This window comes from Glaciecola sp. MF2-115, assembly GCF_047250385.1.
GTDB lineage: Bacteria > Pseudomonadota > Gammaproteobacteria > Enterobacterales > Alteromonadaceae > Glaciecola.
Window position 1 is genome coordinate 39740 of the sequence record NZ_JBLBVM010000048.1, and the last position, 13393, is coordinate 53132.

At 40.5% G+C, this 13393-nt stretch carries 14 protein-coding genes and 1 tRNA gene; 9 read left to right on the top strand and 6 right to left on the bottom strand.

The features are described 5' to 3' along the window. Window positions 1-9 precede the first annotated feature (9 nt). From ACKLNX_RS07830 to rsgA, 4 genes are all read right to left on the bottom strand, one after another. A complete protein-coding gene (locus tag ACKLNX_RS07830; protein WP_412971909.1) occupies window positions 10-732 on the bottom strand; it encodes a glycerophosphodiester phosphodiesterase in 723 nt (240 codons plus the stop codon). After that, a complete protein-coding gene (locus tag ACKLNX_RS07835) occupies window positions 723-1604 on the bottom strand; it encodes a DMT family transporter (protein WP_412971910.1) in 882 nt (293 codons plus the stop codon). Before ACKLNX_RS07835 ends, ACKLNX_RS07830 begins: the two co-directional genes overlap by 10 nt. 5 nt (window positions 1605-1609) lie before the next feature. Next, window positions 1610-2488, bottom strand: coding sequence for an archaetidylserine decarboxylase (gene asd / locus ACKLNX_RS07840; RefSeq protein ID WP_411693382.1), 879 nt, complete (start codon window positions 2486-2488; stop codon window positions 1610-1612). A gap of 78 nt (window positions 2489-2566) precedes the next feature. Beyond that, a complete protein-coding gene (rsgA, locus tag ACKLNX_RS07845; RefSeq protein ID WP_412971911.1) occupies window positions 2567-3598 on the bottom strand; it encodes a small ribosomal subunit biogenesis GTPase RsgA in 1032 nt (343 codons plus the stop codon). Window positions 3599-3695: 97 nt separating this feature from the next. On the opposite strand from rsgA, the gene orn reads away from it, so the two are divergent. From orn to ACKLNX_RS07880, 7 genes are all read left to right on the top strand, one after another. Beyond that, window positions 3696-4253: an oligoribonuclease gene (orn, locus tag ACKLNX_RS07850; RefSeq protein ID WP_412971912.1), complete on the top strand. Its 558-nt coding sequence runs from the start codon at window positions 3696-3698 to the stop codon at window positions 4251-4253. An 80-nt stretch (window positions 4254-4333) separates the two neighbouring features. Continuing rightward, a tRNA-Gly gene (locus ACKLNX_RS07855) sits at window positions 4334-4409 on the top strand. 155 nt (window positions 4410-4564) lie between these two features. Beyond that, window positions 4565-5059 carry a DUF4442 domain-containing protein gene (locus ACKLNX_RS07860; RefSeq protein WP_412971913.1) on the top strand — a complete coding sequence of 165 codons (495 nt, stop codon included), beginning with the start codon at window positions 4565-4567 and terminating at the stop codon, window positions 5057-5059. 160 nt (window positions 5060-5219) lie between these two features. Beyond that, window positions 5220-5600, top strand: a complete 381-nt coding sequence (maoP, locus tag ACKLNX_RS07865) for a DUF413 domain-containing protein (RefSeq protein ID WP_412971914.1) — start codon at window positions 5220-5222, stop codon at window positions 5598-5600. 184 nt (window positions 5601-5784) lie between these two features. Further along, the gene (locus ACKLNX_RS07870; RefSeq protein WP_411693377.1) at window positions 5785-7500 is read left to right on the top strand and encodes an acetolactate synthase 3 large subunit; all 1716 of its coding nucleotides are present in this window, start codon (window positions 5785-5787) and stop codon (window positions 7498-7500) included. Then, on the top strand, window positions 7500-7997 hold the full coding sequence (ilvN, locus tag ACKLNX_RS07875) for an acetolactate synthase small subunit (protein WP_411693376.1): 498 nt from the start codon (window positions 7500-7502) through the stop codon (window positions 7995-7997). Before ACKLNX_RS07870 ends, ilvN begins: the two co-directional genes overlap by 1 nt. A gap of 291 nt (window positions 7998-8288) precedes the next feature. Further along, the gene (locus ACKLNX_RS07880; RefSeq protein WP_006009840.1) at window positions 8289-8498 is read left to right on the top strand and encodes a cold-shock protein; all 210 of its coding nucleotides are present in this window, start codon (window positions 8289-8291) and stop codon (window positions 8496-8498) included. 437 nt (window positions 8499-8935) lie between these two features. Here ACKLNX_RS07880 and ACKLNX_RS07885 read toward each other — a convergent pair whose 3' ends face one another. Next, on the bottom strand, window positions 8936-9385 hold the full coding sequence (locus ACKLNX_RS07885; protein WP_412971915.1) for a hypothetical protein: 450 nt from the start codon (window positions 9383-9385) through the stop codon (window positions 8936-8938). A 717-nt stretch (window positions 9386-10102) separates the two neighbouring features. Further along, the gene (locus ACKLNX_RS07890) at window positions 10103-10276 is read right to left on the bottom strand and encodes a hypothetical protein (protein WP_411693374.1); all 174 of its coding nucleotides are present in this window, start codon (window positions 10274-10276) and stop codon (window positions 10103-10105) included. Window positions 10277-10649: 373 nt separating this feature from the next. Here ACKLNX_RS07890 and ACKLNX_RS07895 point away from each other — a divergent pair, with 373 nt between their 5' ends. Together ACKLNX_RS07895 and ACKLNX_RS07900 are read left to right on the top strand one after the other, a co-directional pair. Beyond that, window positions 10650-12005, top strand: a complete 1356-nt coding sequence (locus tag ACKLNX_RS07895; RefSeq protein WP_412971916.1) for a M16 family metallopeptidase — start codon at window positions 10650-10652, stop codon at window positions 12003-12005. Continuing rightward, window positions 11989-13389, top strand: a complete 1401-nt coding sequence (locus ACKLNX_RS07900; RefSeq protein ID WP_412971917.1) for a M16 family metallopeptidase — start codon at window positions 11989-11991, stop codon at window positions 13387-13389. Before ACKLNX_RS07895 ends, ACKLNX_RS07900 begins: the two co-directional genes overlap by 17 nt. Window positions 13390-13393: the final 4 nt, after the last annotated feature.

Genomic DNA, 13393 nt, shown 5'->3' on the forward strand with positions numbered 1-13393 from the left:
AATGAATTACTATTGATTAAGAAGTTTTCGTGCCCAGTCAGGGCGATCAGTAAAAATACCATCAACGCCCATTGCCTGCAGCTCTAGTAAAGTTTCTTGGTGGTTTACGGTGTAACACCACACCTTAAGGTCTCGTTTATGAGCGTCTTCCACGAAGTCGGCATTCACAGTATTCCAATCTGTTGCGGCTATGGAAACACCTAAACTACTAGCAAACTTTGCATGGTCGAAGGGCGCATGAGCAATTAAACCCGCAAATTCTATAGGATAAACTTCATCTGCCTGTGCCTCAGTCTCAGCAAAATCAGTGAAACTATATTTGATAGCCATTAACAGTGGATGGTCGAAAGAAGAAACAACGACCTTGCAACGGTATGCTTTCATCAGGTTTTTAGCATAGCTTACAAAGTCTTTTACTGATATCAGTGTTTTAACTTCAATGTTGAGTATTGCTTTATCACCTATCAGAGAGGCAACTTCATTTAAGGTTGGAATCTGCTCTTCGCCTTTCACTTGAAGTAGACGCGCCTGATCGAAGGTCATGTCGAAAATACGACCTTCGCCGTTAGTTAATTTGTTGACATAGGGGTCGTGGAAGACTAAAAACTCATTGCCTACCTGATGGATATCAAGCTCGATTGCATCTACTTCAAGCTCTAAAGCACGACTGAAAGCAACAAGAGTATTTTCTGTGTATTGGCTACTGAACCCACGATGAGCAATTACGAGCATTGTTTAACTTTTTGGTTTTCTCTATGCGTGTTGATAGTTTCGTATACTGCCGCCGAAATTACCAGTAGCCCGCCTACTAAAGTTTGCCAAGTAGGCTGTTCATTAATCAAAATGATAGCAAATAGAATGGCATAAAATGGTTGCATACAGGCAACTAAGGAAAAGGTTTTTGCTCGCAAATGCTTGAGTGAACTTGCGACCATCGCGTGGGGCACAGCAGTAAAAAAGGTACCGAGCGCAACAAGTAACCAAAGGGTATTAGTATCAATCAGAACTAAGTCATCAGAAACGAAGAAAACAAGGGTAGGGCAAATAATTAGCGTTTGCCAAGCCATGGCTTTCGCGCCGCTATAATGAGAAAAGTAATTGCGATGCCACAAATTTCTAATAGCATAAAGAAATGCAGATAAGATACCCACAATAACGCCAAGGGTTACGTCGTTATCTAAAGAGACATCAGGTACGATCAAAGCTATACCAAGTAATACTACTAGTGCGCTAACAATGTCTTGCCACAGGACACAGGTTTTCTCGAAATAAGGCTCAAGAAAAACGGTGATTACTGGGAAGGTAAATAGAGCAATAATACCAACAGATACACTCGATAATTGCATTGCCATAAAATAGCTAACCCAATGTACCGCCATGATAATGCCTAGACCGAATGCAATGAAATAGTCTTTATTCGAATTTAAACGTAAGCCTTCACCCGAGAACGCTGCAACCGCAAAAAGCAATAAACAGGCGAAAAAGGAACGCCCGAAGGTGATATCAATTGAATCTAATGGGATTAGCTGAGAGAACAGGGCAGTGCCGCCTAATAACATTACTGTAATATGCAATGATATTAGGCTTTTTTTGACTGGATCCATCAAGATTACTTAGCGTCGCTAGAGTTGTCTTCATCTTCTTTAATTGATGCAAATGCTTCACCCAAACGAGTCACCATTCCGGCTTGAAGATCTGTAAATTCAACAGCATTTGGTTCAAAGCAAACAACAATTGTCGAACCTAGCTTAAAGCGACCCATCTCTTCACCTTTGTTCAAAGTAATTTCTTGGTCTTCATACTGCCAGTGCTGCACCGTTTTGCCTGCAGGTGGTGTAATGTTACCTGCCCAAACTGTCTCGATGCTAGCAACGATTGTTGCTCCTACAAGCACAATTGCAACTTTACCAACGGGCGTATCAAAGATAGTGACAACTCGTTCATTACGAGCAAATAAGCCTGGAACGTTTGCAGCGGTTAATGGATTAACTGAGAACAATTCACCGGGTACATGCAGCATGTCTGTAAGTTTGCCATCGATAGGCATGTGAATACGATGGTAATCTTTCGGAGATAGATAAATGGTAGCAAAGTCGCCGCCTTTGAAAACATTTGCGAGTTCAGGTTTGCCACCTAATAGAGTTGTTAAACTGTAGTTGTGACCCTTGGCTTGAAAAATATCATCGCCAATAATTTTTCCGAATTGACTAACACGGCCATCGACGGAATGACAAAGTTGCTTCTCATCATCTTCGATTGGACGAATGTCATCTTTTAGTTCGCGTGTGAAAAATGCATTAAATGTTCTGTAGTAGCTGGGGTCAGAGTGTTTCGCTTCTGACATATCTACTTTAAATGCTTTTACGAATATCTTGATCAAAAACTGAGTAACAAAGCCTGCTTCAGCGGCCGCAAGCCAACCGACCATTCTAGATAGCAGGTGTTTTGGAAGTATGTATTGAACGCGAACTTTAAACCAATCTAACACTGGATTCTCTCCATAATTTATTCGCGCTCATTGTACAACAAAGAATAAAAGAATGAGGAATTAAGTTCTTATGTGAAATTACCCTTTCGAATAAGCGGGTCGGTTTTCTTCAAGGGAATCTACAATTTTATGGTAGCTCTCGTAACGATCCTCGGTGATTTTCCCTTCCATAACGGCTTGTCTGATTAAACAACCTGGATCAGTGCCATGTTTGCAATCAGTAAATTTGCAGCCACCAATATAATCACGAAACTCTATAAAGCCTGAGGTAACTTTTTCGACCGGTAAATGCCAAAGACCAAACTCTCTGACACCAGGAGAATCAATTAAGTCACCACCTTGTTCGAAGTGTAAGAGTTTAGCTGCAGTCGTGGTGTGCTGACCAAGACCTGAGTTTTTAGATATATCACCAACTACCTCTTCGGCATCCGGAAGAAGTTGGTTAATAATGCTTGATTTACCAACACCACTTTGACCAACAAAAACACTAATCTTATCTTTTAACAAGCCAGACAGTTCAAGAACACCTTCTTGAGTAACACAGCTCATGTAAATTACTGTGTAGCCAATTTCCTCGTAGATCTCGACAACTTCTTTTACGTATTCACGATCTTCGTTACTGAGTAGTTCCATCTTGTTTATCACAATCACCGGCGGTATGCCGACGTCTTCGCAAGCAACTAAATACCTGTCTATGATATGTGCGGAGAGTTGAGGAACAATGGCGTTTACTACGATGATTTGATCAATGTTCGCCGCAATCGGTTTTACCCCATCGTAAAAGTCTGGGCGAGTTAGTGTGGTAACTCGGTCCAAAACGACTTCAATCACACCGCGGTCTCGTGAGTCGTCGGATTGTGATGGACGAAATAAAACGTTATCACCACAAACAACAGAGTTTACTGTGCGTCGAATATGACATTTGTGAACGCTGCCATCTTCAATGGATTCTACGTTTGCGTGTTTTCCAAAGCGGCCAATGACGCGACCTTTTAACTCGGCACCTAAATGCTCATCACTGTGCACAACTTGTTTACTTGCTAAGCGTTTTGTACGGTTATCTTTGACCTGTCGTTTTTGGCGATCAGATAATTTAGGTTTTTTAGCCACGTGAACCTTGTGTATTGAATACTTGTTGGCGAAATTCTTAAACGCATGTTACCTTTTTTAGCTATAATTTTCATGATATTTAACAGCTGGGGTAATCATGGCGGGGAACGAAGTACTAAATGACTCAAACTTAGTTTGGATCGATATGGAAATGACAGGGCTAGATCCTGAAACTTGCGTTGTGATGGAGATTGCAACTATCGTCACTGATAAAGAACTTAATATTTTGGCGCAAGGTCCTGTTATCGCAGTATACCAGCCAGATGATGTGCTCGATAATATGGACGAGTGGTGCATAAAAACACATGGTGCAACGGGCTTAACGGACCGCTGCAGAGCCAGTGAATACGACGTAGATGCAGCAACTAAAGAAACAATTAAGTTCTTAGAGAAGTATGTACCAAAAGGAAAGTCACCCCTTTGCGGAAATACCATTGGTCAGGATAGACGATTCCTTGTTAAATACATGCCAGAGTTAGAGGAATATTTTCACTACCGCAGTATCGATGTGAGTACCATAAAAGAGCTAACAGCTAGGTGGAAACCAGAGATTCTAACAGGCTTCAAAAAGCGGGGAGTCCATTTGGCACTAGATGATATTATCGAGTCAATTGACGAGATGAAGTTCTATCGTGAGAATGTGTTTAAGATTTAAGCGCTTGAGGCTTATTTTGAAAATAATTGGAAAATAAGCTTGCACTGTGGCGATATTTTTGTAGAATGCGCCTCCAGATTGCGGGAATAGCTCAGCTGGTAGAGCACGACCTTGCCAAGGTCGGGGTCGCGAGTTCGAATCTCGTTTCCCGCTCCAAATTCAAAAAAAAGCACAGTTTTTACTGTGCTTTTTTTGTTTCTACTATCTCATTCTATATCCTCAGGCACATTTGAGCTTAAACTAAAACTGCTCTACTGTTAGACTTCGACCTCCCTCATTAATATATAATTTAACTAAACGCGGAAATTAATATGTCTTCTGTAAACCCATTAAGAACTTTTGTTGATAAAGTGATGAAAGCGCCGCTTTTTGTGCGTTTTAAAATACTTACGTGGGTGTTCAGGTATAAAGTTAAACTCGTCGGAACATGCAAAATTGACATAAAAGAAACGGATTTGAAAAGCGTTACTTTTTTCATTAAAAATAGGACAAAAGTACAAAACCACATTGGCTCCGTGCATGCAGCGGCAATGGCGCTGATCGCTGAATCGGCAACTGGCTTTGTCGTCGGCATAAATTTACCAAGTGATCGCTTGCCGTTAATAAAGAGCATGAATCTTAAATACGTAAAAAGAGCGTATGGTGATATGCAAGCTGTGGCGAGCTTGAGTGATGAACAGATTCATAAACTACAAACAGAGCCTAAAGGCGACTTTCTTGTTGATGTAAAAGTAACTGATGAAAGCGGAAATGAGCCAGTTATTGCTGAAATGCATTGGGCATGGGTGGATAAAAACCATAAATAACCGGCCCGGACAGTATTTTTACTAGTATAAAAGCAACGAAATGTTGCTTTTTATAATGATATTAAAATTAGCTATTGACATCACCTCAAGTTCAGATTACTAATGCCTCCTGTAAGCAAGTCCCATTGTTTTTTGGTCTCATTTCGGGGAGCAATTTCTTGTGTTAAACATGAATAGCGAATCACTTTTAAAACGTATGTTTAGCGATCCTAAACATTATCCTTATGGTTTTTCCCGCTCTGGCGATTTTTCTATCGCTGAGAGTCAAGCATTATCACGATATGGCTGTTTAATTGCCGCGCTCGTCGATGGTCATTTAGCCCCTTCAAGTGAAGAGGAACAAGGCTTCATCGATGCTGCGTTTGGACGAAAGCAACCTGATACAATCGCTGAGCGCGCTTGGTTAAAATATCAAAATCGTATAAATCGACCAAAATATGCAAGTATTCATGGTACGAAAAAAGCGTCAAGCGATAGCCGATTAGATGACGATTTAGTAAATGACGTAGATGATGATATAGATATTGATTTGGATGATTAATTAGGCTGCACATCCTGTTTACAAGCTATTAACATTCTTCGTTGGTATATTCATCCTATTTATTACGCATATTAGGATGATAATTTCACTTTTTCTCACTTTTGGGTTTTATCTTTGTTTGTGCTGGGCTATATTCCAGCTATAAGCTCGTATTTTATGATAAAACAGTTAAGGAGAGAGTCCTGTGAAGATGATGTCTGGCGCCGCTATGGTGGTAGAGGCGCTAAAAGATGTGGGTGTAACGCACTTGTTCGGTTATCCGGGCGGGGCGGTACTCGATATATATGATGCCCTTTATGCTCAAGAAGATATCAAGCACGTCCTAGTGCGCCACGAGCAAGCCGCGGCACATATGGCTGATGGCTACGCTCGCGCAACCGGGAAAACGGGTGCTGTTCTAGTTACTTCAGGTCCGGGTGCTACAAACACTATCACTGGCATTGCAACCGCATTCATGGATTCTATTCCAATGGTAGTCTTGTCAGGGCAAGTACCTTCAATGCATATAGGCGAGGATGCTTTCCAAGAGTGTGACATGGTTGGAGTATCTCGACCCGTCGTTAAACATAGCTTTTTAGTCAAAAAAGCTGAAGACATCCCAATGGCGATTGCCAAGGCTTTCTATATAGCCAATACAGGCCGTCCAGGTCCTGTTGTTGTTGATCTTCCAAAAGACATAGTGAATGTTCAAGATTCGCACCCTTACGTTTTTCCAAGTGACGTTTCAATGCGTTCATATAATCCTACGACGAAAGGTCATAATAAGCAGATTAAAAAAGCAGTCGCGTCGATGTTAAAAGCACAACGCCCTGTTCTTTACGTGGGTGGTGGTGCAATCGCAGCAGAAGCCGCCCCATATGTGACACAACTAGCTGAGCTTTTAAAGGCGCCAGTTTGTAGTACTTTGATGGGCTTAGGTGCTTTCCCATCCGTGCATCCACAGTTTGTTGGGATGTTGGGCATGCATGGAACGCTTGAAGCTAACAAAACCATGCACAATTCAGATTGTATTATCGCTTTGGGTGCTCGTTTTGATGATCGGGTAACCAATAACGTTGATAAATTTTGTCCTCACGCTGATATTATTCACGTTGATATCGACCCCGCTTCAATCTCTAAAATTGTGAATGCGCATATTCCAGTCGTGGGTTCAGTTGACAGAGTGCTTCTACAGATACTTGATTTACTCGCTAATGCAGACTTCACTGCTCAGGAAGAAAAGTTAGCTGATTGGTGGGAGCAAATTGAAGAATGGCGTGGCAAAAACTGCTTGGCGTTTGATCAATCAAGCCAAGTCATTAAGCCACAGAAAGTTATTCAATCTTTGTATGAGCACACGAAAGGTGATGCTTATGTAAGCTCGGATGTTGGCCAGCACCAAATGTTTGCCGCTTTATACTATCCATTTGCAAAACCAAGACGCTGGATTAACTCAGGTGGACTGGGAACTATGGGCTTTGGTCTTCCAGCAGCAATGGGCGTGCAGTTCGCACACCCTGATGCCGTATCTGTTGTGGTTACTGGCGATGGTAGTATTCAGATGAATATTCAAGAGTTGTCGACCTGTTTACAATATGGCTTGCCTATAAAAATTATTTCCTTAAATAATCGCGCATTAGGTATGGTGCGTCAGTGGCAGGATATGAATTATAAAGGACGTCATTCACATTCTTATATGGATTCAATGCCCGATTTTGTAGCTCTAGCTGAAGCTTATGGCCACACAGGCATTAAAGTTGATAACTTGGACGAGTTAGATGATGCAATGGCGCGTTGTTTTGCAACAGAAGGCCTTGTTTTTATGGATATCATGGTGGACCAAAGTGAACACGTATATCCAATGCAAATTAAGTACGGTGCCATGGACGACATGCGCTTGAGTAAAACGGAGCGTACATAATGAGACGAATTATTTCAGTACTAATGGAAAACGCACCAGGTGCACTATCAAGAATTGTAGGTGTTTTTTCTCAACGAGGCTTTAACGTGGACTCATTGTGTGTTGCACCAACAGATGACGAAAGCTTATCTCGCTTGACGATCATTACCCAGGGTAATGATAAAGTTATTGAGCAAATCACAAAGCAGGTGAATAAGTTAATTGACGTTTTGAAAGTGGCGGAGTTAACCGAAGGACCGCATATCGAGCGTGAGTTGATGTTAATTAAGGTTGCAACAAGAACGGAATTGTCTCGAGCAGAAGTGAAGCGAAACGTTGACATTTTTCGCGCCCGCATACTCGATGTCAATTCTAATAATTACACCATCGAAATTACAGGCACGAGCGACAAGCTTTGTGCTTTTGAAGATGTAATGTCGCAATGCGCGGATATTATTGAGTCTGCGCGCACTGGTGTTTGTGGATTGGCAAGAGGGGACAAAGCGCTACGTCCGTAACGCTTTGTACGAATTTTATACGAATGCCAATGTTGATTTTTGTTCGTTTATTTAGCAATTTCAACGAATAATAATTTGCAATGGCATTTTTTGTGCTACACTAGCGTCGTTTCTGAAAAGACAATGTTATTTAGTTTGTTACTGTAAGTGCTATAAACCTCTTTGTTCACGTCCGTGACCATCAGTTAGACGTTTTTCCATTTGTAAGTAAAATCTCAGTAAGTCATCTTGCCAGAAATTCGAAATGCGCAGCTATTTGCGCGGTTAAATTTATATATATTTGAGGTTTACATGTCTAAAGTTACAGGCACAGTTAAGTGGTTCAACGCCGATAAAGGTTATGGTTTTCTTACTCAGGACAATGGCGGCAAAGACGTTTTTGTTCATTTTAGAGCAATCGTTGCTGAAGGTTATAAAACTCTTCCAGAAGGCCAAAAAGTGTCTTTCGAAGTAGAAGAAGGCCAAAAAGGTTTGCAAGCTGCAAACGTTGAAACAATCTAAGTTTCTTATGAGGTGATGCGTCTGCATCGCCTCGTTATTTCTGCATTTAAAAACATCCCCACAAAAATAACTCATCCAAGTAATTAATCAATCTCCGAAACACCGATCTTTCTAACAATTTAATTTAGTACCAGCAGTTTATTTCAGTCCTTTTTTGTTCGATCCTGTTTAGTAGTCGTTCATTCGTAAAGCACGTGTGACCAATTAAATCCGACGAATCAACCAATGTTGGTCCAAAAGAAAATTTGTTAACAAACTATCTAACAATTTATTGATTTACAATATTTGGTAGCGTTAGTTAGTTAGTATTCAATGTTTTTTGGAATATGTATGCGAAAAATTAAAGCGGTATTTACGCCATTGAAGCCAATATTTACAGTTAAAAAAAGCCGCTATTAGCGACCTTTGAAATTCAAAATTATTAACTGATTTGAAGTTTATTGTTCTATATCTGATTCTTCATGAGCTTTTGGAGTGAAGCTCCATCCGGTCAACACCCACGCACCATCAGTATATGTGTAAGCCCAGGATCTAGTTCCATCGGGTCTTGTTCGAGTGACAGTTCTTGTATCACCTTCAGAAGGATTAGGGTCTGGCAGTGGAATACCGTTTAGAGTGTTTTTGTATGTAGATTTAGATTGTTGGGCTTTATTCAATTTACTACACTGACTTTTCTCGCTCGTCACCTTGTATGGTAACGAAGGGTCAAAGTCCTTACTCAAGATAAAGCTTTCCATCGCATACATAAGCGAATCATTCGCGTCAATGCTACCTTCTTGAGTCATAACACTTGTACTACAAACGGTCCCAGCGAAGCTAGGTGCGGCGAATGCCATCCCCATAACCGCCATACAAGCAAAAAGTTTAGTTTTATTTCTAAGTCTCATCTAATTAAACTCCTGTTTAAATTACATGTTAAAAAAATCGGCAAATCCTATTGCCGCTAAAAACACTATTATGTGAGCAACAACATGTCAATGAAACAGTGTTATTATTTTAGATATTAGTGTGTTTTTTAGTGAGTTAGAGGCGCCATCTTTGTATCGCTTAAGTTTACGGTGGGTTGTCATTTTCCTTTTTTTTTCTTCATTTTTATTGTCAACCGACAACTTAATCACAGATGTTTCCTGATGACTTAAAGTCTGTTGGCAAATTTAAAGTAAACATAGTTGCTAAGTCCAGTTACGAAAAGAGCCGACATAAACGCTACTACTAAAAGACTTGTCGAAGACCAAAACTCGCTTAATTGATTCGTTAAGCATGCTAGCATCATTGAAGTACTATATATGACAAAGCCTTTGTTAGAGATGTTAGGGTAGACATAAGCAATACAACTAATAAAAAATAATAGTATCAGGCATTGCGGAACAATATTCCAAGCTAAGCCTGTTACAAAATTGCTATGAATAACAAACAATGAGCAGATGCTCAATAGTAGAAAAGTAAACGCCAATAAACCAAAGTGAGACCTTTTCATTAATTGCTCCAATGTTAAGTTTAGTCTAAGCCTTCGTTGATTAGGTTGAGGCCTAAAATTTAGATAAGATTTTAAAGAAACAAGGCCCGTTCGAGGGCCTTTACATTTTTATAAGCGCACACTTTGCTTAAAGTCGATTGTACGGCAGGCGCATATCAGGATTTTGGTACATATCATCTACCTCCGACGCAGCCTCAAGGGCTGCTTCAACTAACTTTTCACCCAAATAAGTCCATAAGAAGCCTGCTAGAGGATTCCCGCCGCTAATCATCTTTTGTTCTGCATCAGTCAAATTTTTCATATTTAATTCATCCTTAAATTATTTAAAGTAATTGATTCTATAAGCATGCTTCCATACAGCTTAAGAAACCAATCCTTGGTTCCTTAAACTGAAGCTATGCAAATTATCGCGGCACATGATACTGCGCTCTACGAAGGTCTACATTAGCATTGCTTTGCGAGCTACACAGCTGTACTAAAGTTGGTTTGATGCATAAATTGTGTCTGCTTTTGAAAGGTTTATTCACTTTCAATAATCGACGGTATTTGAAGGGAACTTAATGATGTTACATTTGTTAACAAAGCATAGATTGTTTAATTCCTGGGGACTCTTTACTATTCGCGCGCAGCACAAGCGAGTGCTCGTATGCTAACGAAATAATTGGAGTTTTCTAATGCAATTACCCGGAATCAAAAAGTGGTTGTTATACGCACTTTGCTCGACCGTTTTGCTTTCAAACCAGTCTCAAGCCTTAACCAAAGCTGAAGATATTAAACAATTTACTTTAGACAATGGAATGAAAATAATCGTTCTTGAAGACGATTCAATTCCAAATGCAAATATGTATTTATTTTGGAAGGTAGGTTCACGAAACGAATATCCGGGAATTACAGGTTTGTCGCATTTTTTCGAACACATGATGTTTAACGGTTCAAAAAAGTATGGGCCGAAGATGTTTGATCGCACTATGGAAGCCGCTGGTGGTTCTAACAACGCTTACACAACAGAGAATTCGACCGTATACACTGATTGGTTTCCCGCCGATGCACTCGAATTAATGTTCGATTTAGAAGCTGATCGTATCCAGAACCTCGATATTAACGCTGAGGTTGTGGAAAGTGAACGTGGCGTTGTTACATCAGAGCGCTCCACTGGGCTAGAGAACTCAAATTATCGAATGCTGAGTGAGCAAGTTAAAGCAGCCGCATTTCGTGCTCACACGTATAGCTGGTCCGTTATTGGACATGAGTCTGATATTGCTAACTGGAAGCTGCAAGATTTAAAGGATTTCCACAAAACCTACTATGCGCCAAACAATGCAATAGTTGTTATTGCTGGAGCGGTTAAACTTGATGAAGTGAAGCGCCTAGCGAAACAGTATTTTGAACCCATTCCAGCACAAGCAGAGCCAAGAGCTGTGCACACAGTTGAACCAGAGCAAATCGGTGAGCGACGCGTGTATGTTCAAAAAGCATCAGTCAGCAGCCCCAATGTGATGCTGGCTTATCATGTTCCAGAAACCAAGCACGAGGACTATTACGCCTTGCAAGTCTTAGCAGGTATTTTAAGTGATGGTGATACTTCAAGGTTATCCAAAGAGTTGGTCTACAAACAAGAATTGGCTGCACAGGTGTTTGCCTTTGCCTCTGAATCAATCGATCCCAACTTATTCTATTTTTATGCCATTGCCGCTCCGAATGTGGACGCAGTCTCTTTAGAGAAAGGGCTCATTGCTCAAATAAATGAAGTGATGAAAAGCGGTGTTACTGACCAAGAGTTGCAAAAAGTTAAAAATCGCCAATTAGTCGATTTCTATAGAGAGATGGCCACAATTAACGGCAAAGCCAATACCATTGGTTCATACGAATTTTATTTTGGCGATTACAAAGCACTATTTGAACTACCAAACTCGCTTAATAAAGTGACGAAGGAAGATGTTCAACGCGTAGCGAAAAAATACCTGCGCAAAGCAAATCGTACTGTAGGAATCTTGGACGCCAAGGAGGATAGCAATGAAAACGATCTTTAATCAACTAATAGTAGGTCTTACTTCCACGGCCTTATTAACTCTCGCTACTTTCACAAGTGCTACAGAATTTACATTGCCTGCATATGAAAAGCTAACTCTAAAGAATGGATTGACAGTCTACTTAATGAAGCAGGATGAAGTGCCATTAGTTGATGTAGTGGCCATAGTTAAAGCTGGAGCGATTAATGATGACAAGGCCGGTTTAGCGCAAATGACTGCGAGTAATTTGCTACTAGGCACTCAGTCATTAACGCGACAAGACCTGCAAGAGAAACTCGACTTCATTGGTGCCGAAACAAACAGTAGTGCAGCCCTCGAATACAGTGTATTAAGTGCGTCATTGGCTAGCAAAGACATCGACACAGTTATGCCTTTGTTTCGTGACATCTTGTTAACTCCGGCATTTGATAAGGCGGAGTTTGAGCAAGATAAGGCACGATACCTAGCTGGCCTAGAGCGTCAAAAAGAAAGTCCAAGAGCAAAGATTGGACAGTTTTTTAATGCCCTTTTATATGCGGATCATCCGTATGCCAATTCACTCAGTGGTAACGTTGATTCAGTGCAGAGTATTACTCTAGATGATGTGAAGGCATTTCATAAAACATGGTTTAGCCCCCATAATTCAGCGGTGATTGTTACAGGTGATATTGAAACAAAAGAAATGGCAAAACGATTGAAGAGCTTATTTGGTGAATGGCAAGGCGAGAAAATTACTGCTAAGCCTAGCAAAGCGTTAAGCGCTCCAAGTCAGGCTAATGTGCTTTTAGTAAATAAATCAGATGCAACGGAAAGCACTTTTGTGATTGGCGGCCCCGGTATAAAGCGAAGCAATAAAGATTATGTTGCGGTTTCTGTTATCAACACAATCCTAGGTGGTAGGTTTACTAGTTGGTTGAATGATGAATTGAGAGTCAACACCGGCCTTACATACGGTGCAGGTAGTCGTTTCTCCAGTAATAAAGAAGGTGGGAGCTTTCTGATTTCAACTTTCACAAAAACCTCAACTACGACAGAAGCAATTGATTTAGCCTTGAAAACATACTCGAAATTGTGGGAAAAAGGTCTTGATGAGAAAACCTTGGAATCAGCAAAATCTTATGTGAAAGGTCAATTTCCTCCTAAATACGAAACTTCATCTGATATTGCCTTTTTGTTAGCAGAGATGTTTGTTTATGATTTTGACGAGTCTTTTATCAATCGCTTTACTCAACAAGTTAATATGTTAACACTAGAGCGAAGTAAAGAAGTGATCGCAAAGTATTTTCCAAAGGAAAATATGCAGTTTGTGATTGTCGGTAAAGCCGATGAGATAAGAGACAGCGTTAAGCAGTATGGCAAGCTGATCGAAGCGGATATTAAAGACAATAAGATTAACCTTCAATAGCCGG